The sequence below is a fragment of the Mesorhizobium sp. LNHC232B00 genome, assembly GCF_000502435.1.
GTDB classification, from domain to species: domain Bacteria; phylum Pseudomonadota; class Alphaproteobacteria; order Rhizobiales; family Rhizobiaceae; genus Mesorhizobium; species Mesorhizobium opportunistum.
In genome coordinates, this window is sequence record NZ_AYWP01000045.1 from 1 (window position 1) to 24,482 (window position 24,482).

Here is a 24,482-nt window from a genome sequence, read left to right on the forward strand (position 1 = left end):
ACGGCCTCAGACGCTTCAACGCCATCGTAGACGGCTTCGTTCTCGCCTCACAAAAATGAGCCCGAAGCAAATGTGTGCCCACGCTAGCCACAAGGGGAGAAGGGGAGACCGCGCGAGCTTGCCAGCCAATCGCCTTATCTTCCGACAAACCCCGCCCAAGCTTGCGCCAAATTGCGCACCGCCGCCCAACATCGACAAGAAATTTCGCGGACATATCTGCATCTTGGTGCACCGGGAGGCTGCGGCGGCCGGCGATGTCGGGTCCGAGGCCTGCCCAAGCGAATTCGCACTGGTCTGGCGGCGCGGATGTGCAAATATCGGCACTAGGCAACATTGGAGGACAAAGGTCATGACCGATGCTGGGATGTTGCGGTTCCATGTTCCCGAGCCGGAAGTGCGGCCGGGCGGCACGCCTGATTTCTCCAATGTGACCATTGCATCGGCCGGTTCGGTGCCGCGCCCCGATATCGACGTCGATCCGCGCAGCATCCGCGACATGGCCTTCTCGATCATCCGCGTGCTGAACCGCGATGGCGAGGCGGTCGGGCCGTGGGCCGGGCTGCTCACCGACGAGGAGCTGCTGGAGGGCCTGCGTCACATGATGACGCTCAGGACATTCGACGCGCGCATGCAGATGGCGCAGCGGCAGGGCAAGACGTCCTTCTACATGCAGCATCTCGGCGAAGAGGCCGTGAGCTGCGCCTTCCGCAAGGCGCTATCGCCGGGCGACATGAACTTCCCGACCTACCGGCAGGCCGGCCTGCTCATCGCCGACGGCTATCCGATGGTCACGATGATGAACCAGATCTATTCCAACGAGGCCGATCCGCTGAAGGGCCGGCAATTGCCGATCATGTATTCCTCGAAGGAGCACGGCTTCTTCTCGATCTCCGGCAATCTGGCGACGCAGTATATCCAGGCGGTCGGCTGGGCGATGGCTTCGGCGATCTCGAACGATTCCAAGATCGCCGCTGCCTGGATCGGCGACGGCTCGACGGCGGAGTCCGACTTCCACTCCGCACTGGTGTTCGCCTCCACCTACAAGGCGCCGGTCGTGCTCAATGTGGTCAACAACCAGTGGGCGATCTCGACCTTCCAGGGCATTGCGCGTGGCGGCTCGGGCACCTTTGCCGCACGTGGCCTCGGCTTCGGCATCCCGTCACTGCGCGTCGACGGCAACGACTATCTCGCCGTCCATGCCGTGGCCAAATGGGCGGCGGAGCGCGCGCGCGGCAATCTTGGGCCGACGCTGGTCGAATATGTCACCTACCGCGCCGGAGCCCATTCGAGCTCGGACGATCCTTCCGCCTATAGGCCGAAGACCGAATCCGACGCGTGGCCGCTCGGCGACCCGATCATGCGGCTGAAGAACCACCTGATCCGGCTCGGTGTCTGGTCGAACGAACGGCACGCGCAGGCAGAGGCTGAAATCCTCGACACGGTGATCGCGGCGCAGAAGGAGGCCGAAAGCCACGGCACGCTGCATGCCGGGGGCAAGCCGTCGACGCGGGACATGTTCGAGGGGCTCTACGCCGAAATGCCGCCGCATCTCCGGCGCCAGCGCCAGCAGGCGGGAGTCTGAAGCCATGCCAAGGCGGACCATGATCGAGGCGATCCGTGATGCCATGGATGTGTCGATGGGGCGCGACGACAAGGTCGTCGTGTTCGGCGAGGACGTCGGCTTCTTCGGCGGCGTCTTCCGGTGTACGCAGGGCCTGCAGGCCAAATACGGCAAGAGCCGCTGCTTCGACGCGCCGATCAACGAATCCGGCATTGTCGGCTCGGCCATCGGCATGGCAGCGTATGGGCTTAAGCCATGCGTGGAAATACAGTTTGCCGACTACATGTATCCGGCCTACGACCAGTTGACCCAGGAAGCAGCCAGGCTGCGCTATCGCTCGAATGGCGACTTCACCTGTCCGATCGTGGTGCGCATGCCGACCGGCGGCGGCATTTTCGGCGGCCAGACGCACAGCCAGAGTCCGGAAGCGCTGTTCACCCATGTGTCCGGCCTGAAGACGGTGGTCCCGTCCAACCCGCATGACGCCAAGGGGCTGCTGATCGCGGCGATCGAGGATCCCGATCCGGTGATCTTCCTCGAACCGAAGCGGCTCTACAACGGCCCCTTCGACGGCCATCACGACCGGCCGGTGACGCCGTGGTCGAAGCATGAGCTCGGCGAGGTCGCCGACGGCCATTACACCGTGCCGCTCGGCAAGGCGGCGATCCGCAGGGCGGGCTCGGCGGTCACGGTGCTCGCCTACGGCACCATGGTCTATGTCGCGCAGGCGGCGGCCGAGGAGACCGGCATCGATGCCGAAATCATCGACCTGAGGACGCTCTTGCCGCTCGACCTCGACACGATCGTGGCCTCGGTCAAGAAGACCGGGCGCTGCGTCATCGTGCATGAAGCGACGCTGACCTCCGGCTTCGGCGCCGAGCTGTCGGCGCTGGTGCAGGAAAACTGCTTCTATCATCTGGAAGCGCCGGTGGCCCGCGTCGCCGGTTGGGACACGCCCTATCCGCATGCGCAGGAGTGGGACTATTTCCCTGGACCGGCGCGGGTCGGCCGCGCTCTACTTGAAACGATGGGAGCTTAGGATGGGCGAACACATCATCAAGCTGCCCGATGTCGGCGAGGGCGTCGCCGAGGCCGAACTTGTCGAATGGCACGTCAAGGTCGGTGACATCGTGCGCGAGGACACCGTGCTCGCCGCCGTCATGACCGACAAGGCGACGGTCGAGATTCCGTCGCCCGTCGATGGCGAGATCCTGTGGCTGGGCGCCCAGATCGGCGACACGGTGGCGATCGGTTCACCAATCGTGCGGCTGCAAGTGGCAGGCGAGGGGAACGTAAAGCCGCAGGGCGGCGCCAACGTCGAGCCGGTGGCCGCCGAGCCTCCGGCAAAGCTTCCGACGCCGAAGCCCGAGAGCGCCGCGCCGACCACGAAAGCTCAGTCGAAGGCCAGTGTTCCGGAGGCGAAACCCGCCGCGGCCGCTTCGAAAAGTTCAGCAAGGGCTTCCGTCTCCGGCGCGCCGCGTCCGGAGGGTGAAAAGCCGTTGGCATCGCCAGCTGTTCGCCTGCGCGCGAAAGAGGCCGGCATCGATCTCAGGCAGGTCGTGGGAACAGGCCCGGCCGGCCGCATCGGCCATGAGGACATCGAGGCGTTCCTGACGCGCGGGCCGCAGGTCGCCAAGGCATCGGGCCTCTCCCGCAACGACGCGGTCGAGGACATCAAGGTGGTGGGCTTGAGGCGCAAGATCGCCGAGAAGATGTCGCTGTCCAAGTCGCGCATCCCCCACATCACCTATGTCGAGGAGATCGACGTCACCGCGCTGGAGGAATTGCGCGCCGCGCTCAACAAGGAGAAGCGCTCCGCCAAGGGAGATGCGGTGAGGCCCAAGCTGACGCTGTTGCCGTTCCTGATGCGGGCGATGGTCAAGGCAATATCGGAGCAGCCCCAGCTCAATTCGCTGTTCGACGACGAGGCCGGCATCATCCACCAGCATGGCGGCATCCATATCGGCATCGCCGCGCAGACCCCGTCGGGCCTGGTGGTGCCGGTGGTCAAACATGCCGAGGCGCGCGACATCTGGGACTGCGGCGCCGAGGTCTTCAGGCTTGCCGAAGCGGCCAAGTCGGGTACTGCGAGCCGCGACGAGCTGTCCGGCTCGACCATCACCATCACCTCATTGGGCGCCATGGGCGGCGTCGTGACGACGCCGGTCATCAACCATCCCGAAGTGGCGATCATCGGCGTCAACAAGATGATGGTGCGGCCGGTGTGGGACGGCACCCAGTTCATCCCGCGCAAGATGATGAACCTGTCGTCGAGCTTCGACCATCGGGTGATCGACGGCTGGGACGCGGCGGTATTCATCCAGCGGATAAAGGCGCTGCTGGAAACGCCGGCGCTGATCTTCGTGGATTGAGGGGGATGTTGATCGCGAAGCACGAAGCGTCGGGATCCAGGCTCCCCCTTCTCCCCTTGTGGGAGAAGGTGGCGCCGAAGGCGACGGATGAGGGGTGTTCCAGGGAACGCAGACGTCTCATTCCGCTGAAACGCCAACGCCTCACTCCGCTGGAGCACCCCTCATCCGTCTCGGCGCTAAAGCGCCGATCCACCTTCTCCCACAAGGGGAGAAGGGAAGGCGCGCCGTGGCGTTCGCCGAAAGGACAGCCAAGATGAAAGAAATCTCCTGCAAGCTGCTTGTCATCGGCGCCGGTCCGGGCGGTTATGTCTGCGCTATCCGCGCCGGGCAGCTTGGCGTCGATACGGTGATCGTCGAGGCCGGCAAGCCGGGCGGCACCTGTCTCAATGTCGGCTGTATTCCGTCGAAGGCGTTGATCCATGCGGCGGAAGAGTTCGAGAAGGTGTCGCACATGGCCGGCGGCAAGAGCCCGCTCGGCATTTCGGTCGCCGCACCCACGCTTGACCTCGGCAAAACCGTCGCCTGGAAGGACGGCATCGTCAGCCGGCTCAACAGCGGCGTTGCCGGCCTGCTCAAGAAGGCCGGCGTGAAGACCGTGCATGGCTGGGCGACATTCCGTGACGGCAAGACCGTCGCGGTCGAGACCGAGACCGGCGTACAGGTTATCCGCGCCGAGGCGATCGTCATCGCGACGGGCTCAGCGCCGGTCGAATTGCCGTTCCTGCCTTTCGGCGGACCGGTGATTTCATCGACCGAAGCGCTGGCTTTGAGCGAGGTGCCGAAGAAGCTCGCGGTGGTCGGCGGCGGATATATCGGGCTGGAACTCGGCATGGCCTTTGCCAAGATGGGCACGGCGGTGACCGTGGTCGAGGCCTTGCCGCGCGTGCTGGCGCAGTATGATGCCGAACTCACCCGGCCTGTCGTGAAACGGCTCGCCCAGCTCGGCGTCGAAGTGATGCTGGGCGCCAAGGCCAAGGGCGTCAAAGGCGATGCGCTGCTGGTGGAGACCGCGGACGGCAAGAGCGCCAAAATTGCCGCCGACAAGATCCTGGTCACGGTCGGCCGCAAGCCAGTGACCGAAGGCTGGGGGCTCGACCAGATCGACCTCGACATGGCCGGGAAATTCATCCGCATCGACGACCATTGCCGCAGCTCGATGCGCGGCATCTTCGCCATCGGCGACGTCAGCGGCGAGCCGATGCTGGCGCACCGGGCGATGGCGCAAGGCGAAATGGTCGCCGAGATCGTCGCCGGCCACAAACGCAGCTGGGACAAGCGCTCGATCCCCGCCGTCTGCTTCACCGATCCGGAGCTGGTGACGGCGGGCCTGTCACCGGAAGAGGCGAAGGCGCTCGGCGGCGAGATCAAGATCGGCCTGTTCCCGTTCGCCGCCAATGGGCGGGCGATGACGAAGATGGGCGAGGATGGGTTCGTTCGCGTCGTCGCCCGCGCCGACAATCATCTGGTGCTCGGCATTCAGGCGGTCGGGCAAGGCGTGTCGGAACTGTCGGCGGCGTTCGGGCTGGCACTCGAGATGGGCGCGCGGCTGGAGGACATCGCCGGGACGATCCATGCGCATCCGACGCAGGGTGAGGGATTCCAGGAAGCAGCGCTCAAGGCGCTGGGCCACGCGCTGCATATTTGAGGGCGGTGTTTTTCCCTTCTCCCCTTGTGGGAGAAGGTGTCGCCGAAGGCGACGGATGAGGGGTGCTCCAGCGGAGTGAGACGTGGAGTTTCCCTGGAGCACCCCTCATCCGTCTCGGCGCTGCGCGCCGATCCACCTTCCCCCGCAAGGGGGGAAGGAAGAGATGCGCCACCTCAGCTCGCTAGCCGGCTCACCATCTCGTGCTGGGCGTAGGCACGGCCGAAGCGGTTGGCTAGAAATGCGTCCAACGCGATCTCTTCCTGCTTGACGAAGCCGGTTGCCGGCAGGCTGCCGTCGGCCAGCATGTCGAGCACGGCGCAGATGCCGGACGCGGTGGTGATCTGGATGGCGCTGCGCACCACGCTGCCGACCCGCTTCGAATAGATCTTGTTGGCGTAGGTTTCCTGCAGCAGGCGGCCGTTCTTGCGGCCGGAGACGGTGACGAAGACGATGACCACGTCCTGCAGCGTCGCCGGCAGGGCGCTCTCGAAAATGTCCTTCAGCACCTCGCGGCGATGGCGGAGCCCAAGGTCGTTGAGCAGCGCCTTCATGATCGCGGCGTGGCCGGGGTAGCGGATCGTGCGGTAGTTCAGCGTGCGCACCTTGCCCTTCAGCGTCTCGGCCAGCGTGCCGAGCCCGCCCGAGGTGTTGAACGCCTCGTAGGTGACGCCGTCGAGCGAGAACTCCTCGCGCTCCTCCAGCGGCGGCACTTCGACCAGATCGCCCTCGACGATCGCCTCGCACGGCTCGCAATATTCGTTGATGACGCCGTCGGTGCTCCAGGTCAGATTGTAGTTCAGCGCGTTGGACGGGTATTGCGGCAGCGCGCCGACGCGCATGCGCACGCTTTCCAGCGTGTCGAAGCGGCTGGCAAGATCGTTGGCGACGATCGAAATGAAGCCCGGCGCCAGGCCGCATTGGGGAATGAAGGCGCTCTTGCCCGAGCGCGCCAGCTCCTTGACGCGGCGGGTCGAGACGACGTCCTCGGTCAGGTCGAGATAGTGCACGCCGGCGCTGGCCGCCGCTTCGGCGATGCGCGTGGTGAGATGGAAGGGTGCCGCGCTCAGCACCGCGAACTTGCCGGCGAGCGCTGCTTCGAGCGTGCCTGTTGCAGCGATGTCGAGTTCGAGCGTCTCGACGCCATCGGGCACTTCGGCCGCGGCGAGCTGCGCCGCCGAGCGGTCGACGAGCGTGACGTGGTAGTCGTCGCCCGTAGCGGCAAGCATCTCGGCAATGGTCGAGCCGATCTTGCCGGCGCCGACGACGATGATTTTCTTCATGACTGATCCCTCGAACCAAAGCTGATTGTGGGAATAGAATCGCAGCTTGCCTGTCGAAAGGAAGCGTGGAATCTGGCAGAGTGAAACCTATCTTTAGCTGAATTGCCGAAGGGATTCGTCGAAATGCTCAGTGAAGCCGAACAAGCCCTGCTTTCCCTGCTGCGTGCCAACGCACGCGCCTCGACCGCCGAACTGGCGCGCCAGCTCGGCGTATCGCGCACCACTGTGCAGAGCCGGATCGAGCGGCTGGAGCAGCGCGGCATCATCGCCGGCTACGGCGTCAAGCTCTCCGCCGACTATGAGCAGGGGCTGGTCAAGGCGCATGTGCTGCTCACCGTGACGCCGAAGCTCGCCGACAAGGTGGTGCGCGCCCTGCAGGCACTGCCGCCGGTCAGGACGCTGCATTCCGTCAGCGGCAATTTCGACATGATCGTCATAGTCGACGCGCCGTCGATCCGCGACCTCGACGCGCTGCTCGACCAGATCGGCGCCATGGACGGCGTCGAGCGGACCTCGTCGTCGATCATCCTGTCGACAAGGATAGAGCGGTGAGGGCGATACAGCCAATCTCCCCCCTTGCGGGGGAGATGGCCGGCAGGCCAGAGGGGGNCCCCCCTCTGCCTTGCCAGGCATCTCCCCCGCAAGGGGGGAGATCGGCTGCGACTTCGCCGGCTAATCCATTGCGATGGGAAAGCTCACCACCACCGCCAGCCCAGGCCGACAATCCTCCAGTGCTATCGATGCCCCATGCAGGTCGGCGATTGCCCTGACCAGGCTGAGACCGAGGCCGCTGCCTGGCGTCGAGCGGCTGTGGTCCAAGCGGTAGAGCCGCTGGAACACTTTTTCACGCTCCTCGGTCGGAATGCCTGGTCCATTGTCGGCGACCCTGCCGACGACATGTCCGCCCTGGCGCGCCACCGACAGCTTGATCGTCGTGCCCGGCGGGCAATGGCGCAGCGCGTTTTCGACCAGGTTGGCGAACATCTGCGTCAGCAGCTCGCGATCGCCATGGATGCGGTCCGCCACCTCCCGCGGCTGCACCAATGACAGCGACTTGCCGTCATCGTCGGCGACGTCGGCATAGATCTCGGCGATGGTTTCCAGGATCTCGCCGAGATCGACATCGGTGAAGCGCGCCTTGCGCGCGCCAGCCTCGATCTGGGCGATCCGCAACAGCGCGTCGAAGGTCTCGTTGATCTGATGGCCCTCGGTGCGCGCGTCCGCCAGATCGCCGGAAACGTCCTGGTCCTGCCCGGCTCTGTCGGCCGCGCTCTCCAGGATCATCTGCAGCCGGTTGAGCGGCGTCTTCAAATCGTGCGCGATGTTGGCGCTGACCTGCTTCATGCCTTCGACCAGGCCCGACAACCGGTCGAGCGCCGCATTGACCTGGATGGAGACGAGATCGATGTCGTCGCCCTTGCCGGTCAGCGGAATGCGGGTGTCCAGCCGGCCATGCGAAACATCGACCATGGTGGCGGCAATGCCGTCGAGACGGCGTTGGACGCGCGAGGCGAGCAGGGCGCCGCCAGCCACCGCCAGGCCGGTGATAATCAGGGTGGCCCAGCCGAAGCTCATCAGCATGATCGTCTCCAGTTCCTCCGTCTCGGAAAGGCTGAAGGCAACCGTCAGGGTGTTGCCGCCAACCGCGCCGGAAAAGGCGCGATATTCGGTGTCCGGCGGTACGCCGGGCAATACGGCGTCGAAGGCCGAGAACCCGTCGGGAAGTCCCGCCGCGGTGAAGTTGCCGGCCAGTCGGTTGCCGGCCGCGTCGGTAAGTGAAAACAGCTGTTCTTTCTTCAGGCTGCGCGCGGAGTGGCTTTCGACGGTCTCCACCAGCTCCTTGAGATCCTTGTCGGCATAGGTCGCGGCGATGACCGAATAGGTCTCCCGGATGGTGTCGTCGAGCTGCTCGGCGAGATCGGCGCTCATCATCTGGTAGACGATGGCGCCCGCCAGCACGAAGGCCAGCATGAACAGGAAGGCGAATGTCAGCGCAAGCCGGAACGGCGTGCTGCGCAGCAGGCGGACCCATGTTGCGGTCATGGCGAAGGCGATGCGTGCAGGCTGTAGCCAGTGTTGCGGACGGTGTGGATGAGCTGGGTCTCGAACGGCTTGTCGATCTTGGCTCGCAGCCGGCTGATATGGGTCTCGACGACGCTGGTCCTGGGGTCGAAATGAAAATCCCAGACGCGCTCCAGAAGCATGGTGCGGGTGATGACGCGGCCCTCGCCGCGCATCAGCACCTCCAGCAGGCTGAATTCGCGCGGCTGCAGGTCGATCGGCTGGCCCTGCCTGACGACGCGCCGCATGATCAGGTCCATTTCGAGGTCGGCGACCCGCAGAACCGTCTTCTGTTCCTGAGCCGCCGGGCGGCGTCCGAGCGCGTTGATGCGGGCGAGCAGCTCGGAAAAGGCGAAGGGCTTGACCAGATAGTCGTCGCCGCCGGCTTCCAGGCCTTCGACGCGGTCGTCGATGCCGCCGATCGAGGTGAGGAAGATCGCCGGCGTGCGCACGCCCGCCGCGCGGACCGCCTTGACCAGGGACAGGCCGTCGAGACCGGGGATCATCCGGTCGGCCACGATCACATCATAGTTGCCGCTGGTCGCCGCGAACAGCGCGTCGTGGCCGTTGCGCAGCAGGTCGCAGACATGCCCGGCCTCGGTCAGCCCCCTGACGATGTAGTCGGCCGTCCTGTGGTCGTCCTCGACAAGCAGAAGTCGCATGGCTGGTCCGGTTGATTGCCGATATCGGGGAGAGGCTATCACCGGCATGGGTCCGTTCCTAGGATGGTCACGCGTTCGGAATGCCTCGGCAGCAAGACCGCGGGCGGCAGTGCCGAGCGAGAGGATGAAACGAAGTCGGAGACCCTGTTGTGTTTCGGTGCGGTGGGGCGGAGCACGGCCGAAATCCCAAGGTCGATGATTGCCGGCCGGAAGCGATCCGGCATTCGACAATAGGCAATCGAGTTCACGCCAGCCTGTCCGCCGGCATACAATTTCGTAAGAATGGGTGCCGGTCAGCCAAAGGGCCTTTACGAAAGCCGCGTGGTGCGCTGATAGAAAGCCACTGCCTTGTATCCGCCATCAATGACGTGCCCCAGTGCTCCTGGGCCTGTCGCCCCAGGAAAACACGAATGAGCTACGCTTCCCTCAAGCCGGTCACGGAGGCCTTCGCCCAGCGCAAGCGGCTGATCTTCGTGCGGGCGGCGGCGGTGCTCGCGGTGCTGCTTCTGTTCCTCACCAAGCCGGCGCTGAGCGAAGGCTCGAACGGCCACGAAACGCTTGAATTTCTCGGCTTCTGCCTGGTGCTCGCCTGCGTTGCTGGCCGGCTCTGGAGCATCCTCTATGTCGGCGGCAAGAAGAACGAGGAACTGGTTTCGACCGGACCGTTCTCGATAAGCCAGAACCCGCTCTATTTCTTCTCGACCGTCGGCGCGGTTGGGATCGGGCTGCTCTACGGCTCGCTGGTGGCGGCCGTCGCGCTTGGCGTGGTCAGCTTTCTCATCTTCCGTTTCACGGCGCGCAAGGAGGCCGAATACCTCCTCGGCAAGTTCGGCCCGGCCTATGCCGCCTATATAAAGGCCACTCCCCGGTTCTGGCCAAATCCGCTGCTCTACCGCGACGACGATCAGCTGCAGTTCTCGCCCCGGGCGCTCAGGCGCACATTCTTCGACGGGCTCTATTTCCTCGCCATCTTCCCGGTCATCGAGCTGATCGAGTATTTCAGGCACACCGGCCTGCTGTTCCCGGCTTTCATCACGCTCTACTGATCACTGTGCCGCAGCCTCTCTCCAGGGCGGCTTCAGAGCGGACGCAATTCCGGACGGAAAACCGCTTCACACTTTTCCTGGAATTGCTTCAGCCGCCCAGCGGATAGGGCATGTAGCCGACGAAGCCCGCGATCTTCCAACTGCCTGCGACCTTCCTGCAGAAATACAGCGTCTGCCATTTCAGCCGGTCGACACTGCCATCCGCCTTGGCGACGGTGCCGTCGAACTTCTTGTGCAACACGGCGCGGTCGCCGTCGACATCGATGTCGCGCAGATTGGTGACGCGAAACAGCGCCTCGCGCAGCGGCTCGGCGAATTCCGTGGCCGCCGTCTCCCTGGCCTGGCGCAGCCACTCGTCGCGATAGATTTCCAGCCTGGGGAATTGCAGCCGCCAGGCGTCGGCGTTGGGCAGGAAATGCGCGTGCATGCCGAAGAAGCTTTCGGCGAGGAAATCATGTTCGACCATCGGCCAGTCCTGGCCGATGAAGGCGTCGATGTCGCGCCGCACCAGCATCTCCCACAGCGCGTGGCGGTCGGCATCGCCTGGTGGAAACGGGTTCTTGTCGAAGGTCATTGTCGGTTTCTCCAGTCGGGAAGGCACGGATCCTTGGCGGTTTCGGGAGCCGCCCGGCGCACGCACGATGCAGGCGCTTCTGTAATAAAGCAACGTGGATTTCGAAGAATGTTGCTTTCCAACAAGGCCTCTATCCGGATCGTCCCGATCGGGGTAAATCTCGGCCAAGGCGACCGCGCCAAAGGCGCGGTGTCGCGTTATCACAGGAGGTCACCCCTTGCCCAAGCAGACTTTTGGAACGTCCCATGTGCCGCTGTCGCCCGCCGTGCGGGCCGGTGACTTCGTCTATGTCTCGGGCCAGGTTCCGGTCGGCAGCGACGGCATCGTGGCCAAGGGCGGCATAACGGAACAGACCGAGCAGGTGCTTGCCAACGTCAAGGCGGCGCTCGCGCTGGCCGGCTGCACCATGGACGATGTGGTGAAGACCACGGTCTGGCTCGAGGACGCGCGCGACTTCGGCGCCTTCAACGCGGTCTACGGCAGGCACTTCCCCAAGGACCCGCCGGCCCGCACCACGGTCGAGTCGCGGCTGATGATCGACATCAAGATCGAAGTCGAGGCGGTCGCCTACCGGCCGGTCTGACAAAGACAACGAAGCGGAGGTTTCCCCATGCAATTCGACCTCCTGCTGAAGGGCGGACGGCTGATCGATCCGGCGGCTGGCCTCGACGCGCCACGCGACCTCGCCATCGCCAATGGCCGCGTCGCGGCGGTCGATGCCGACATTCCGGCTGATCGGGCCGCGCGGGTGGTCGACGCGACGGGCTGCATCGTCGCACCCGGCCTGGTCGACCTGCACAGCCACGTCTACTGGGGCGGCACCTCGCTCGGCGTCGATGCCGACCGGCTCGCGGCCAAGAGCGGGACCACGACCTTCATCGACGCGGGCAGTGCCGGCGCCGGCAATTTCCTTGGCTTCCGCCGTCACGTCATGGAGCGCTCGAAGGTGCGCATCCTGGCCTATGTCAACATTTCCTTTGCCGGCATTTTCGGCTTCTCGCAGACGGTGTCGGTCGGCGAATGCGGCGATCTCAGGCTCTGCGAACCACGCGAGGTGGTTGCCGCCGCGCGCGAGCACGCCGATGTCGTGGTCGGCGTCAAGGTGCGCTCCGGCAAGCATGCCGGCGGCACCAGCGGCATCGCCCCGGTGGATCTCGCGCTGGAGGCCGCCGACAAAGCAGGCCTGCCGCTGATGGCGCATATAGACGAGCCGCCGCCCGGCCGCTCCGAAGTGCTGCCGCGCCTGCGCCGGGGCGACATCCTCACCCATTGCTTCCGGCCGTTTCCCAACGCGCCGGTCTTCGCCTCCGGCGCGGTGCGGCCCGACATGCGGCTGGCGCGCGAGCGCGGCGTCATCTTCGATCTCGGCCACGGCATGGGATCGTTCGATTTCGACGTCGCCCGGGCAATGCTCGCCGAGGGGCTGGCGCCCGACGTGATCTCGAGCGACGTGCATCTCTACTGCGTCGACGGTCCGGCCTTCGACATACTGGTCTGCATGTCGAAGCTGATGGCGCTCGGCATTCCGCTGGTCGAGGTCCTGCGCGCGGCGACGCAAGGGCCGGGGCGGGCGATCGCACGGCCGGACCTCGGCACGCTGGCTGTCGGGACGGTCGGCGACGTCGCCGTGCTCCGGCAGCGCCCGGGCCGCTTCACCTTCGTCGACGCGATCGGCGCCTCATTGGTCGCCGACCAGCGGCTGGTGTCGGAAGGCATCGTCATCGGCGGCACATGGTGGCCGAACGAGGCGCCCGACCATGATGAGACGGAGCGTTTCGAGGCGCATGCCGCGCATACGCATGTCGAGGTGGCGGCCCGGCATTTCGGGCATCGGCACGATTGATCCGCCCGCGAAGGCCACGCTGCGTGCAGCGGCTGATTGACCGCCGATACCATTACGCCGGGTCGTAATTACGCGATGCCCGGCGCATTCAAGAAACGCTCGACACCCATCGCCGTCAACAGCTCGACACGTTCACCGATCAGGTCGTCTCGCCAGTCCCACCATTTCAGTGACTGCAGGCGGTCAATCACCTCGGGCTCGAATCGGTACCGGATGGTGCGAGCCGGATTGCCGACCGCGATGGCATAGGGCGCAATGTCCCTGGTGACGATGCTGCCCGCGCCGATCACCGCGCCATTGCCGATCGTCACGCCGGCAAGGATAATGCAGCGGGCGCCGATCCAAACGTCGTGACCGACCGTGATTGGCCCCTTGCCGGTTGTGCCGGGCGCATTGTGGATCTTCCCGTCCACAAACTGGATCGGATAGGTGGTCGCGGTGTCGAGGCGGTGACCGGCCGCGCAGATGAAGAGAACGCCTGGGCCGACTGAACAGAACGAGCCTATTCGCACCGGCACGTTGCGATGCGGGACGAAGAACGATTCCTTCGTGAGACCGTAAGTGTGGCGACCGATCTCGACACCTGGAAGGGGTGGCAACGGATCCTTCTTCAGGCCCAACCTTATGCGTAACCCTCTTAACCACCCCATCCGCGTTCCTCCCCCGAGTTACGGCCATTATAGCTGAAATCCTCCTCGCATCTCAGACTTTGCGAGAGAATTCGATCCAGGGTGCTGGTCCAGGGCGCCGGTTCGGTTCAGCTCGGACGCGAAGAATTGCTAGGCGCTCCATAAACCGGGGTTGCGATACCCTCCATCCGGGCCTTGATCTGCAGCGCCACGTATTTCGAATAGAAGCGCGACAGCGCCAGATTGCCGCCGTGGAACCAGAGCGCTTCCTGTGCCGTCGGCTTCCACATGTTGCGCAGCTCGCCTTGCCAGGGGCCGGGATCGCCCTTGACGCCGGAGCCGAGGCCCCAGCAGGGACCGACCTTGTCGGCGACCTCTCGCGAGACGAGTGCCGCGACATTCTCGTTCATGGACTGGTAGCCGGTGCAGGCGACGATGGCGTCGGCCTCGAGTTCGCTGCCGTCCTCGAACAGAATGCCGTTCGGCGTCAGCGACTTGATGGCGACGCCACTGCGGATGCCGATCTTGCCGTCGATGATCAGGTCCGAGGCGCCGACATCGATGTAATAGCCGGAGCCGGTGCGGTAGGCCTTCATCAGCAGGCCGGTCTCGTCGTCGCCGAAATCAAGGGCGAAGCCGGCGGCGCGCAAGCGGTCGTAAAAGGCGGCGTCGCGCGCCTTGATCACTTCGTAGAGCGCGCGCTGGCCCTTGGGCACCAGCGCGAACGGGGTCGAGGCGACGATCATGTCGGCCTTCTCGGTGGTGATGCCGCGCGCCAGCGCGGTTTCCGAGAAGATCTCGAAGCCGACTTCCATCAGCGTGTCCGACTTGACCACGGTGGTCGGCGAGCGCTGGATCATGGTGACATCTGCACCGGTTTCCCAAAGGTCGACGCAGACATCATGCCCCGAACTTGCCGCACCGATGACCGCAACCTTTTTGCCGCGGAATTTCTCGCCGCTGGCATACTGGCTGGAGTGCAGCAATTCGCCCTTGAACCGGTCCGCGCCGGCCAGGTCGATCTTTCGGGGCGGGCCATAGGCGCCGGTGGCGAAGACGATGTGCTTCGGCTTCAGCGTGATCTGCCGGCCGACACGGTCGACCACCACGGTCCAGACTTTTTCGGCCTCGTCATAGGAAGCGCTGAGGCATTTGGTGGCGACCCAGTAGTTGAGCTCCATGACGCGCGTGTACATTTCCAGCCAGTCGCCCATCTTGTCCTTGGGCGTGAAGACAGGCCAGTTCTCCGGGAACGGAATATAGGGCAGATGGTCGTACCAGACCGGGTCGTGCAGCACGAGCGTGCGGTAGCGGTTGCGCCAGGAATCGCCGGGCCGCGCGTTCTTCTCGATAACGATGGTGGGTACGCCGAGCTGCCTGAGCCGCGCGCCGAGCATGATGCCGCCCTGGCCGCCGCCGATGACCAGGCAATAGGGCTGCTCGGATGCGCCGAGCTCGCGCGTCTCGCGCGCCCGCGCCTCCGACCAGGTCTCGCGCTCGGGGTCGGCCTTGTGGCGCACGCCGAGCGGCCGTTCGGCGCCCTTGCGCTCCTCGAACCCCTTGAGATCGGTCATCGCTGTGAACAAGGTCCGGCAACGGCCGTCGCGCAGGCGCACGATGCCCTGTCCCCAGGCCACCGCCGTTTCGAAGCTGAACCACGCCTCGATCGTGCCTTCGTCGGTGGTCGCTTCGCCGGTGAGCTGCCATGCCGCCGGCTTCGTGGTGGCCAGCGTTGCCTCGAGCATGTCGGCGATCGCTTCGCGGCCTTCCATGGTGGTGACGTTCCAGGTGAAGGTCAGCAGATCGCGCCAGTAGCAGTCGTCGACGAACAGGTTGCTTGCTGCCGAAACGTCACTGGCCGCGAGCGCGCGTGCCAGGGATTCGAGCCATGCGGCTGCCTGTTTCGTCGGTGCTATTTCGAGCATGTCTTTTCCTCTTTGTTTCCCATTGGCGCAACTTGGCCTTTCCTTCTCCCCCTGTGGGAGAAGGTGGCCTCGCGAAGCGAGGTCGGATGAGGGGTGCTCCAGCTTGGCGCCGACGGCACTCCGTCACCCACCCCTCAACCGTCCCGGCGCTACGCGCCGATCCACCTTCTCCCACAAGGGGAGAAGGGAAAGTCGCACCTAATCTCCCAGCGGCTCCATCTCCTTGCCGGTGCGATGGATCTGGGCGTTGTACTTGATGCGGCGCACGGTCTCGCGCGCCGAGGCGTCGAGCTTGTAGGCGGAGGCGACGGCGAGCAGGTCTATCATGGCCAGAAAGGCATAGCGCGAGGCGGTCGGCTTCAGCGTGTCGGGGTATTCCGGCACCGCGACCGTCAGCCTGACGTCGCAGGCGCGCGCGAGTTCGGTGTCGGGCGCGGTCACGCCGATGGCGTTGGCGCGGTAATGCTTGGCGAGCTCGACGGCCTCGATCACCTCGCGCGTGCGCCCGGTCGCCGAGATCGCGATCACCAGGTCGCCGGGCTTCAAGGTCGAGGCGGTCATGCGCATCAGATAGGGGTCGCACTGGGCATTGACCGTGATGCCGTAGCGAAACAGCCGGTACTGGGTTTCCTGCGCCAGCGCCGAAGAGCTGCCGCCCAGCCCGAACACCGTGACCTGACGCGCCTTGGCGATCAGTTCGGCGGCCTTTTCCAGCTCAACCGGATCGAGCTGCCGCTCGGCCTCCTGCAGCGCCCGGCGCGCCTCGCCGAACACGGCATTCCAGAATGGCATGCCGTTGCCGCTGCCCGGCGCCGGCGACTTGGCCAAATAGAGCGCGCCGACGACGAGGCTCTGAGCCAGCTTGAGCTTGAAATCGCGCACGCCCTCGCAGCCGATGGCGCGGCAAAACCGCGTCACCGTCGGTTCGCTGACCCCGGCGCGCTGGGCAAGGGCGGCGTTGGAAGCGTCTACCGCGTATTTGACATCGTCGAGCACGACATCGGCGACGCGGCGCTCGGCCCGGCGCAACTCGCTGTAGGAATCCTTGACCAGCGAGATGATGTCGGGAATGCGCCTGACAGGCTCGCGCCCATCCTGGTCGTTATCTGGAACAGGCTCTTCGTGGCTCGCAGCTTCGGTCATGGAGTGGGTCTTCCTTCGCCCCTTTGGACCTGACCTCTTATCATGTTTGCACGCTGTCGTTCCATGCGCCCGGCCACGGTGCAACCGTTGCGTGCCGCAAGGGCATGTTCGCGCTCCTCCTGGCAAGTATGTAGGAAAGCAACACGAAATTCAAGATGTAGAAAATCTCGCAAAAACAATGCACTAGCATTGGCGTGGAATTTTGATGATACGGTTACCACCGCCGACGCTTGACAGCAAAGTAGGATAGTTACAGACTGATTTTCGGCAGTCCGATGACCATTGGGATCATCACGCAGTCTCCGAGGGGCGGATGAACGCGGGCGAGATAACAACGCCGAAGCTTGGCGTGCAGGCAGCGACCAAGATCTATCACACGGCGTCCGGCGACCTGCTGGCGCTGGACCGCTGCAGCCTCGATGTCCGCGCCAATGAAATCGTCTCGATCGTCGGCCCGTCCGGCTGCGGCAAGACCACGCTTTTGTGGTCGATGTCGGGCCTGCATGGCTTGACCAGCGGCGAAATCCGGCTCGACGGCAAAGCGATCACCGGGCCGCATCCCGACATCGGCATCGTCTTTCAGGAAGCAAACCTCCTGCCGTGGCGCAATCTCGACGCCAACATCCGCTTTCCCTTCGAGATCAAGGGCGAGAAGCCTGACCGGGCGTGGATCGCGCATCTGCTCAACCGGGTCGGGCTCGACGGCTTCGGCGGCAAGTTCCCGCGCGAGCTTTCGGGCGGCATGCAGCAGCGCGCCGCGATCGTGCGGGCGCTGGCGCTGAAGCCATCGGTGCTTTTGATGGACGAGCCGTTCGGCGCGCTCGACAGCTTTACCCGCGAGGAGATGAACCGGCTGGTCGAGGAGATCTGGCTCGACACCAAGACCACCATCGTCTTCATCACCCACAGTATCGAGGAAGCGATTTTTCTCTCGGACCGGGTGGTGGTGCTGAGCGCACGGCCGGGACGGGTCGCCAAGGAATACCGCGTGCCGTTCCCACGGCCGCGTTCGCTGGAAATCATGGCGACCAAGGAGGTCTTCGACCTCACCAACCGGATCAAGATGGACATTGTCGGCGAGCGCGCCAGGCCGAAGCCGCCGGAACAGGAGCGCACCAGCGCCGAGATCGTGAGGATCAGGCCGTGAGCGACGCCATCCCGGAGTTCTCCAAGTCCAAGTCGGGCGCCAAGTCGGGTGACGGCCACGACGTCAGCCTGACCAATTTGTCGGCCTTCGCCAGCGGTCCCGGCATCAAGTCGGGCAAGGAAGTGGCGGCGATCGTCGCTGTCGCGGTCATTATCATCGGCGGCATCGAACTGGCGCTGCGGCTGTTCCATGTGCCGCTCTACATCATGCCGCCGCCGAGCTCGATCGCCTATGCGCTGTTCGACGAGTTCCCGCTGATCGCGCCGCATCTTGGCTATACGCTGGTCGAGCTGGTGTCTGGCTTTGCCTTCGGCGCCGTCGTCGGCCTGGTGCTGGCCGCCGTCATCACCCAGTTCCCGTTCGCGGAAAAAATCGTCGCGCCTTACATTTTGCTGCTGGTCACCACGCCGATGCTGGCGCTGGTGCCGCTGCTCATCCTGCGCTTCGGCTTCGGCTACACGCCGCGCATCATCGCGGTGGCGCTGGCCGCCGGGCCGATGGTGATGATCAACGCCGCCACCGGCTTTCGCCGCGTCGACAGCGCCAAGATCGCGCTGGCGCGTTCCTATGGCGCCAGCACCTTGCAGATCTTCTGGAAGATCCGCGCGCCGATGGCGCTGCCGATGATCCTGGTCGGCCTGATGATCGGCGCCATCTTCGGTCTGCTCACCGCGGTCGGCGCCGAGATGGTCGGCGGCGGCTTCGGCCTCGGCAACCGGCTGACCACCTATTCGTCGATGATCCAGATGCCGCAGTTCTTCGCGGTGGTGCTGATCCTGTCGACGCTCGGTATCCTGATCTACGTGCTGTTCTTCCTGATCGGCAAGAAATGGGCGAGCTGGGAGGCATGAGGATCTGAAGCAAGACGCCCGGGAGGCGGGCGGCGGACTGACGTCAAACAAAAAGGGGAATGCCATGACCAAAGACGATTTCGTCCAACAGGCGGGAATGAGCCGCCGCACTTTCCTGCAGGTGACCGGCGCCGGCCTGGTGACGGCGACGGCGCTTGGCGCCACCGGCTTCAAGGCGCGGGCCGAGGCCTATGGAAAATTCACCTGGATATCGCCGCGCGGCACGCTCGAAGTGCTCGACGACTACCCCTACTGGGCGGCCAAGAAGGCCGGCTATTTCGACGGGCTGGAGACCGACATGCAGCCGGGGCCGTCGGATGGCACCGCGACGGTGAAGTTCGTCGATGTCGGCCAGGCCGATATGGGCTTCCCGTCGCCCGGCGTGTTCTCCTTCGCCATCCAGAACGGCATGAAGCTGAAGTCGGTGTTCCACATGGGTGCGCGCGACACGTTCAGCATCGCCTTCCGCAAGGGCGAGGGGTCGAACGATTTGAAGAAGCTCGAAGGCAAGACCATCCTGCTCGGCTCCGCCGCCTGGCAGTCGATCACCGATCCGCTGCTCGCCGCGCAAGGCGTCGACATCAAGAAGGTCAAATATGTCGAGGCCGGCTGGCCGACCTGGGGTACGGCGCTTGCCGGTGGCCAGGGCGACGCTGCCTTGTCATGGGAGGGGCTGCGCGCCGAATGGATCGCCAAGGGCCTCGACTTCGAATACTGGCTCGGCGTGAAGAACTCCAAGCTGCCGGCCAACACCTTCGTGGTGCGCGCCGCCGACCTCGAGGATCCGGACAAGAAGGCGTTCCTGGAAAAATACCTGCGCGGCTGGGCGATGGGCCTGGAGTTTGGCTATCAAAATCCACGCGCGGCCGTCGAAGCGGTGTTCGAGCAATTCCCGACACTGGCCAAGAATCTCGGGCCGGAGCTCGGCACCACCTCGATCCTGCAGCAGATCAATGTCTTCCGTGGCGACATGGACAAGCGCGGCGGCTGGGGTTCGCACGACATGGCGAGCTGGCAGGGCTTCTTCGACGAGATCCACAAGATCGGCCAGATCACCAATCCAGTGAAGGCCGAGGATGTCTGCAGCAACGACCTCATTCCCGCGGCCAACGACTTCGACAAGGCCAAGGTCAAGGCCGATGCCGACGGCGTCAAGCTGTCGGAAGGTTTTGCCGCGCTCGATGTCGAGAAGATCAAGGCGCATCTGTTCGATTCGGCAGTGAAGTGAGGGCTGCAATGCCGGGTTAGCGCGCCGCGCAGCTCGACGGAGTGGGGGAAGGCGTTCGCCAAACGCGCAGTCGCTGACCTGAGACGGGCGCAAGCTGGCGAGCAAGTAACCCCAAACGGGCGGCGAAGGTCGACCCCCACTCCGACGAGCTTCGCTCGACACCTCTCCCCCGATCGACGGGGGAGAGGAAAGAGCCAGGCAATGAGCGGTGGCGCTGACCTGAGGTGATTGTCCCGGATAGACATACGAGCGGCAGCCGATCGCCGCGCACATTCAATGAAGAATTGGTCAATGAAGGATTTGGGAGGCTGAAATGGCCGACAAGGTAAAAGTGCTGGTGGTGGGTCTCGGCAATATGGGCGCCTCGCACGCCAGCGCCTATCACCGCTCGGATGGGTTTCAGATCGTCGGCATCATGAGCCGGTCGATCAAGAGCAACACGAAGATACCGGCGGAATTAGCCGGCTATCCGCTCTATGAGGATTTCGACCTGGCGCTGAAGGAGACCAGGCCAGACGCCGTGTCGATCAACAGCTGGCCAAACACCCACGCCGAATATGCGCTGAAGGCGATGGCGGCCAATTGTCATGTGTTCATGGAAAAGCCGCTCGCCACCAACATCGAGGACGCCGAGAAGGTCGTGGCCGCCGCACGGGCGAAGAACCGCAAGCTGGTGCTCGGCTATATCCTGCGCGTCCATCCGTCATGGATCAAGTTCATCGAGGTCGGCAAGACGCTCGGCAAGCCACTGGTCATGCGCCTCAACCTCAACCAGCAGAGCAGCGGCACCGCCTGGCACTGGCACAAGAACCTGATCGATTCGCTGATCCCGATCGTCGATTGCGGCGTGCATTATGTCGACGTCATGTGCCAGCTGACCGGCGCCAAGCCGGTGCGCGTGCACGGCATCGGCGCCAAGCTCTGGGCCGAGGCCGACAAGCAGAATTACGGCCATCTGCACGTCACCTTCGATGACGGCTCGGTCGGCTGGTACGAGGCCGGCTGGGGACCGATGATGAGCGAGACGGCCTATTTCGTGAAAGATGTGGTCGGGCCCAAGGGCGCGGTGTCGATCGTCGCCGGCCAGGCCGCGAGCACCGTCCCGGATGCCGAGGTTTCCAACTCGGCCGACATCGATCGCCACACCAAGACCGATGCGTTGAAGATCCACTATGCCTCCGTCGACGGCGACAAGAATTTCTCCAAACCGGACGAGATCGTCAGCATGGAGGACGAGCCCGGCCATCAGGAACTGTGCGATCGCGAGCAAGCCTTCTTCCTGCGCGCCATCCGCGAGGATCTCGATTTGACCGAGCAGATGGATGCGGCGGTCAACAGCCTGCGCATCGTGCTTGCCGCCGAACAGAGCATCGCGCTGGGGCGCACCGTCGAGCTGGCCTGACGTCGCGCTAGCCCCCTCATCCGGCCGCTTCGCGGCCACCTGTGCCGGGGCGAGTCACCGGCCTCGCCCGCCCTTCGGACCCCCTTCGGAGAGAAGAGGGAGGCGCCAGCGCGAGACGGTCTCCTCTCCCCTCGGGGAGAGGTCAGCCGAGCGAAGCGGAGGCTGGGTGAGGGTGAGTCACTCAGATCCGACATAAAAGGAGCAATACATGGCCGCCGTCACCGACAGTCTGCTGAAAACCTATGCCGAGTCCGATGCGCTCGACCTGGCGGGACTGGTGCGCGGCGGCCAGGTCTCGCCGGCGGAGCTGGTCGAGGCGGCGATCACGCTGGTCGAGCGGCTCAACCCGGCGCTCAACGCGGTGATCCATCGCCTCTACGACATGGCCCGCGCGCAGGCGCAAACGGTCGACAGATCGGCGCCTTTCGCCGGGGTGCCGTTCCTGCTCAAGGAACTCGCCTCGTCCTGGACCGGCGCGCCGAACACCAATTCCTGCTTCTACCTGAAAGACATCGTCGCCGACTTCGACACCGAGGTCGTGCGCCGCATGAAGGCGGCGGGGCTGGTGCTGGTCGGCAAGTCGAACGCACCGGAGAACGGCTGGTCGATCACCACGGAGCCGAAACTCTACGGTACGACGAAGAACCCGTGGAAGGAGGGCATCACGCCCGGCGGCTCGAGCGGTGGCGCGGCGGCGGCCATCGCCGCGCGCATGGTGCCGATCGCCGAGGCCAGCGACGGCGCCGGTTCGATCCGCGTCCCGGCCTCCTGCTGCGGCATCGTCGGCTTGAAACCGTCGCGCGGCCGCGTCAGCCTCGCGCCGTTCGGCGACTACTGGTATGGCGGCGCCTATTTCCTGTGCTGCTCGCGCAGCGTGCGCGACACCGCAGCCTATCTCGACGCGGTATCCGGCGCGCTGCCGGGCGACCCCTATACGCCGCCGGTCCCGGACGGCTCCTGGCTCATCCTGTCGGCGCGGGCGCCGAAGAAGCTGCGCATCGGCTTTTCCGTGACGCCGCCCAACGGCACGGCGATCGACCCGGAGGTGAAGGCGGCGGTGCTGGCGACCGTCGCGATGCTTGAAGGGCTGGGTCACGACGTCGAGGAGCATGACATGCCGTTCGACGCCAATGGCGTCTGGGCGACCTACACCAACATGACCTGCGTGCAGACGGCGGCGACCTTCGCTTACCATGAGACGGTGATCGGCCGGCCGGTAACGCCAGATGACGTCGAGCCGGTGACCTGGGCGATCATCGAGCGCGGCCGTGCGACCAGCGGCATCAGGCACATCAGCGATGTCGAGCAGCTCCGGCAGGTCGGCCGCGACATCGTCGGCGATCTCGGCGCCTACGATCTCTTCATCACGCCGACGCTGACCCAACTGCCACGGCCGTTCGGCTATTACGATATGTCGGAGACCGATATCGACCGCTACAACGCCAAATGGACGGATGCAGTGTTTGCCTTCCCCTTCAACATTTCCGGCCAGCCGGCGATCTCATTGCCGCTCGGCTGGTCGAAAGGCGGCGTGCCGATCGGCGTGCAACTGGTCGGCCGCTATGGCGACGAGGCGACGGTGCTGGCCGCGTCGGCGCAGTTGGAGCAGGCGATGCCGTGGAGGGAGAGGCGGCCGCCGGTGAGTAGTTAGTTGGCTAGGCAATCAACGTCGAGTTCCGTGGCGCCCCCTCTGTCCTGCCGGACATCTCCCCCTCAAGGGGGGAGATTGGACGTTTCGGCGCCGGCTCGTCTTCTTGCAATGTTGAAAATTGGCGAAAGCGGTCACGGCAGCCGATCTCCCCCCTCGTGGGGGAGATGCCCGGCAGGGCAGAGGGGGGCGTCGTATAGTGGCGGCCTACCCAATCGTCTCCAGCCGCCTCGGCAGCCGGTTCATCGGCCTCGGCCCATCCGGCGTGATCAGGAACTGGTCTTCCAGGTTGAAGCTGGCGAGGCCGTCTATATAGAGCGGGATTTCGAAGGCCAGCACCATGCCGGCCTCGATCTCGACATCGCTGTCGGCGGCAATGAACGGCCATTGTTCGGAGAAGACCGATTGACCAACGCTGTGACCGAAATGGCCGCGGCGATAGGAGCGCAGCCCTTGCCGCGCCAGGCTTTCGGTGGTCACGCGGTGCACATGGGCGAGCGTGTTTCCCGGCGCGAGCGCGGCCAGCCCGTCCTCGAAGGCGCGCTCGGCGATGGCGTGCAGTTCCACCTGGTCGGCGGAAGGCGGCCCGAAGATAAAATTGCGCGACATGTCCGAGGCATAGAACCCGACCGTACAGACCATGTCGCACTTCAAGGGATCGCCGGCGGTGGCTTTGGCGTCGGCGCCCTTGGCGCTGGCGCCCAGCGTCACATATTCCGCCGTCGCCACCGCATGGGACAGCCCGGCCGCCGCGTCGGCGACGCCTTGCCGGTAGAGCGCGACGAGATCGGCCTGGCGCATGCCGCCCATCGCATCCACCTGCAGCCGCTCCAGCCCGGCCTCCGAGAGAAAAATACCTTGCTGCAGGAGATCGATCTCGCGCTGCGATTTGACGGCCCGCAGCCTGTCCAGCACCGGCGAGCCGTCGACCATCAGACAATCCGGCAGCAGCGCTTGGAAGGCGGCGAAATCGGCGGCGGGGATAAAGTCGAGGTCGACGCCGAGCGTCGCGCGCTCCAGTCCGAATTCGGCGAGCAAGGCCTGCAGCTGGCGCACCGAGCCGGCGAGGTCGAAGGTGGCGGGACGGCAGAAATCCGGGCCGCGGCCGAGCGAGGCGAGGCCCGCCTCGATGCGCGCGGCCAGCGGGAGGCCATGAGATCCTGTCCCGACCGGTGCGGATTCGATCCAGATCGGGTGCGAGCGGACCACCGCCTCGGGCGCGGCGGTCCGCAGCTGCGCCGCGTTGAAGTCGGCGACCACGACGCCGATCGGCAGGTCCTGCCGGGCCGGGATGACGACGAAGCCGCCGCCGGCACGCCGGAACAGGCCCGCCGGGCCGATCCACGCGCCAGTCGCATAATGGAACGCCTCGGGCGCTGAGAGCACCAGCGCCGCGATGCCGGCCCGTTGCATCAAATGCGTGGCGCGCTGGCGATCGACAAAGCCGGTCATAGTCTTTCTCCGC

At 65.0% G+C, this 24,482-nt stretch carries 21 protein-coding genes; 13 read left to right on the forward strand and 8 right to left on the reverse strand.

From position 1 onward, the window contains the following. Positions 1-349 precede the first annotated feature (349 nt). The 4 genes from X743_RS139885 to lpdA all read left to right on the forward strand — a co-directional run bounded on the left by X743_RS139885 (position 350) and on the right by lpdA (position 5,578). Positions 350-1,582: a 3-methyl-2-oxobutanoate dehydrogenase (2-methylpropanoyl-transferring) subunit alpha gene (locus X743_RS139885; RefSeq protein ID WP_023769012.1), complete on the forward strand. Its 1,233-nt coding sequence runs from the start codon at positions 350-352 to the stop codon at positions 1,580-1,582. 4 nt (positions 1,583-1,586) lie between these two features. Beyond that, positions 1,587-2,600: an alpha-ketoacid dehydrogenase subunit beta gene (locus X743_RS139880; RefSeq protein WP_023769013.1), complete on the forward strand. Its 1,014-nt coding sequence runs from the start codon at positions 1,587-1,589 to the stop codon at positions 2,598-2,600. Position 2,601: 1 nt separating this feature from the next. Next, the gene (locus tag X743_RS139875; RefSeq protein WP_023769014.1) at positions 2,602-3,933 is read left to right on the forward strand and encodes a dihydrolipoamide acetyltransferase family protein; all 1,332 of its coding nucleotides are present in this window, start codon (positions 2,602-2,604) and stop codon (positions 3,931-3,933) included. 253 nt (positions 3,934-4,186) lie between these two features. Then, positions 4,187-5,578 (forward strand): dihydrolipoyl dehydrogenase, encoded by a 1,392-nt coding sequence (lpdA, locus tag X743_RS139870; RefSeq protein ID WP_023769015.1) that lies wholly within the window; start codon positions 4,187-4,189, stop codon positions 5,576-5,578. Positions 5,579-5,751: 173 nt separating this feature from the next. Here the strand turns inward: lpdA and X743_RS139865 are convergent, their stop codons facing one another. Beyond that, positions 5,752-6,858 (reverse strand): saccharopine dehydrogenase family protein, encoded by a 1,107-nt coding sequence (locus X743_RS139865; RefSeq protein WP_023769016.1) that lies wholly within the window; start codon positions 6,856-6,858, stop codon positions 5,752-5,754. Between the two features lie 123 nt (positions 6,859-6,981). On the opposite strand from X743_RS139865, the gene X743_RS139860 reads away from it, so the two are divergent. Further along, complete coding sequence (locus tag X743_RS139860; protein WP_023769017.1) at positions 6,982-7,410, forward strand: Lrp/AsnC family transcriptional regulator; 429 nt, start codon at positions 6,982-6,984, stop codon at positions 7,408-7,410. Positions 7,411-7,530: 120 nt separating this feature from the next. Here the strand turns inward: X743_RS139860 and X743_RS139855 are convergent, their stop codons facing one another. Further along, the gene (locus X743_RS139855; protein WP_023769018.1) at positions 7,531-8,901 is read right to left on the reverse strand and encodes an ATP-binding protein; all 1,371 of its coding nucleotides are present in this window, start codon (positions 8,899-8,901) and stop codon (positions 7,531-7,533) included. Then, positions 8,898-9,581: a winged helix-turn-helix domain-containing protein gene (locus tag X743_RS139850; RefSeq protein WP_023769019.1), complete on the reverse strand. Its 684-nt coding sequence runs from the start codon at positions 9,579-9,581 to the stop codon at positions 8,898-8,900. The genes X743_RS139855 and X743_RS139850 overlap by 4 nt, the downstream gene beginning before the upstream one ends. 410 nt (positions 9,582-9,991) lie before the next feature. Here X743_RS139850 and X743_RS139845 point away from each other — a divergent pair, with 410 nt between their 5' ends. Next, complete coding sequence (locus X743_RS139845) at positions 9,992-10,627, forward strand: isoprenylcysteine carboxylmethyltransferase family protein (protein ID WP_023769021.1); 636 nt, start codon at positions 9,992-9,994, stop codon at positions 10,625-10,627. Positions 10,628-10,715: 88 nt separating this feature from the next. Here X743_RS139845 and X743_RS139840 read toward each other — a convergent pair whose 3' ends face one another. Next, complete coding sequence (locus tag X743_RS139840; protein WP_023769022.1) at positions 10,716-11,201, reverse strand: hypothetical protein; 486 nt, start codon at positions 11,199-11,201, stop codon at positions 10,716-10,718. Positions 11,202-11,418: 217 nt separating this feature from the next. Between X743_RS139840 and X743_RS139835 the strand changes: the two genes are divergently transcribed. Both X743_RS139835 and X743_RS139830 read left to right on the forward strand, forming a co-directional pair. Beyond that, positions 11,419-11,784: a RidA family protein gene (locus X743_RS139835; RefSeq protein WP_023769023.1), complete on the forward strand. Its 366-nt coding sequence runs from the start codon at positions 11,419-11,421 to the stop codon at positions 11,782-11,784. Positions 11,785-11,811: 27 nt separating this feature from the next. Continuing rightward, entirely contained in the window at positions 11,812-13,044 is a 1,233-nt protein-coding gene (locus tag X743_RS139830; RefSeq protein WP_023769024.1) for an amidohydrolase/deacetylase family metallohydrolase, read from the forward strand. A 68-nt stretch (positions 13,045-13,112) separates the two neighbouring features. Here the strand turns inward: X743_RS139830 and X743_RS1000000174055 are convergent, their stop codons facing one another. The 3 genes from X743_RS1000000174055 to X743_RS139815 all read right to left on the reverse strand — a co-directional run bounded on the left by X743_RS1000000174055 (position 13,113) and on the right by X743_RS139815 (position 16,741). Then, a complete protein-coding gene (locus X743_RS1000000174055; protein WP_023780906.1) occupies positions 13,113-13,664 on the reverse strand; it encodes a CatB-related O-acetyltransferase in 552 nt (183 codons plus the stop codon). Positions 13,665-13,801: 137 nt separating this feature from the next. Next, positions 13,802-15,598: an NAD(P)/FAD-dependent oxidoreductase gene (locus tag X743_RS139820; protein WP_023769026.1), complete on the reverse strand. Its 1,797-nt coding sequence runs from the start codon at positions 15,596-15,598 to the stop codon at positions 13,802-13,804. Between the two features lie 198 nt (positions 15,599-15,796). Continuing rightward, positions 15,797-16,741: a MurR/RpiR family transcriptional regulator gene (locus tag X743_RS139815; protein ID WP_023769027.1), complete on the reverse strand. Its 945-nt coding sequence runs from the start codon at positions 16,739-16,741 to the stop codon at positions 15,797-15,799. Positions 16,742-17,054: 313 nt separating this feature from the next. Between X743_RS139815 and X743_RS139810 the strand changes: the two genes are divergently transcribed. From X743_RS139810 to X743_RS139790, 5 genes are all read left to right on the forward strand, one after another. Next, positions 17,055-17,888 (forward strand): ABC transporter ATP-binding protein, encoded by an 834-nt coding sequence (locus X743_RS139810; RefSeq protein WP_023769028.1) that lies wholly within the window; start codon positions 17,055-17,057, stop codon positions 17,886-17,888. Continuing rightward, positions 17,885-18,739, forward strand: a complete 855-nt coding sequence (locus X743_RS139805) for an ABC transporter permease (protein WP_023769029.1) — start codon at positions 17,885-17,887, stop codon at positions 18,737-18,739. The genes X743_RS139810 and X743_RS139805 overlap by 4 nt, the downstream gene beginning before the upstream one ends. A 64-nt stretch (positions 18,740-18,803) precedes the next feature. After that, entirely contained in the window at positions 18,804-19,967 is a 1,164-nt protein-coding gene (locus X743_RS139800; protein WP_023769030.1) for an ABC transporter substrate-binding protein, read from the forward strand. A 313-nt stretch (positions 19,968-20,280) separates the two neighbouring features. After that, positions 20,281-21,369, forward strand: a complete 1,089-nt coding sequence (locus X743_RS139795; RefSeq protein ID WP_023769031.1) for a Gfo/Idh/MocA family oxidoreductase — start codon at positions 20,281-20,283, stop codon at positions 21,367-21,369. A 208-nt stretch (positions 21,370-21,577) separates the two neighbouring features. Next, entirely contained in the window at positions 21,578-23,020 is a 1,443-nt protein-coding gene (locus X743_RS139790) for an amidase (RefSeq protein WP_023769032.1), read from the forward strand. A 204-nt stretch (positions 23,021-23,224) separates the two neighbouring features. Here X743_RS139790 and X743_RS139785 read toward each other — a convergent pair whose 3' ends face one another. Next, entirely contained in the window at positions 23,225-24,469 is a 1,245-nt protein-coding gene (locus X743_RS139785; RefSeq protein WP_023769033.1) for a Xaa-Pro peptidase family protein, read from the reverse strand. Positions 24,470-24,482: the final 13 nt, after the last annotated feature.

Bases quoted from the DNA above. Each gene is read 5' to 3' on its own strand.
- X743_RS139865 (WP_023769016.1), bottom strand. From the start codon at position 6,858: ATGAAGAAAATCATCGTCGTCGGCGCCGGCAAGATCGGCTCGACCATT.
- X743_RS139845 (WP_023769021.1), top strand. From the start codon at position 9,992: ATGAGCTACGCTTCCCTCAAGCCGGTCACGGAGGCCTTCGCCCAGCGC.
- X743_RS139840 (WP_023769022.1), bottom strand. From the start codon at position 11,201: ATGACCTTCGACAAGAACCCGTTTCCACCAGGCGATGCCGACCGCCAC.
- X743_RS139885 (WP_023769012.1), top strand. From the start codon at position 350: ATGACCGATGCTGGGATGTTGCGGTTCCATGTTCCCGAGCCGGAAGTG.
- X743_RS139820 (WP_023769026.1), bottom strand. From the start codon at position 15,598: ATGCTCGAAATAGCACCGACGAAACAGGCAGCCGCATGGCTCGAATCC.
- lpdA (WP_023769015.1), top strand. From the start codon at position 4,187: ATGAAAGAAATCTCCTGCAAGCTGCTTGTCATCGGCGCCGGTCCGGGC.
- X743_RS139850 (WP_023769019.1), bottom strand. From the start codon at position 9,581: ATGCGACTTCTGCTTGTCGAGGACGACCACAGGACGGCCGACTACATC.
- X743_RS139815 (WP_023769027.1), bottom strand. From the start codon at position 16,741: ATGACCGAAGCTGCGAGCCACGAAGAGCCTGTTCCAGATAACGACCAG.
- X743_RS139790 (WP_023769032.1), top strand. From the start codon at position 21,578: ATGGCCGCCGTCACCGACAGTCTGCTGAAAACCTATGCCGAGTCCGAT.
- X743_RS139830 (WP_023769024.1), top strand. From the start codon at position 11,812: ATGCAATTCGACCTCCTGCTGAAGGGCGGACGGCTGATCGATCCGGCG.
- X743_RS139855 (WP_023769018.1), bottom strand. From the start codon at position 8,901: ATGACCGCAACATGGGTCCGCCTGCTGCGCAGCACGCCGTTCCGGCTT.
- X743_RS139860 (WP_023769017.1), top strand. From the start codon at position 6,982: ATGCTCAGTGAAGCCGAACAAGCCCTGCTTTCCCTGCTGCGTGCCAAC.
- X743_RS139800 (WP_023769030.1), top strand. From the start codon at position 18,804: ATGACCAAAGACGATTTCGTCCAACAGGCGGGAATGAGCCGCCGCACT.
- X743_RS139785 (WP_023769033.1), bottom strand. From the start codon at position 24,469: ATGACCGGCTTTGTCGATCGCCAGCGCGCCACGCATTTGATGCAACGG.
- X743_RS139880 (WP_023769013.1), top strand. From the start codon at position 1,587: ATGCCAAGGCGGACCATGATCGAGGCGATCCGTGATGCCATGGATGTG.
- X743_RS139795 (WP_023769031.1), top strand. From the start codon at position 20,281: ATGGCCGACAAGGTAAAAGTGCTGGTGGTGGGTCTCGGCAATATGGGC.
- X743_RS139875 (WP_023769014.1), top strand. From the start codon at position 2,602: ATGGGCGAACACATCATCAAGCTGCCCGATGTCGGCGAGGGCGTCGCC.
- X743_RS139810 (WP_023769028.1), top strand. From the start codon at position 17,055: ATGAACGCGGGCGAGATAACAACGCCGAAGCTTGGCGTGCAGGCAGCG.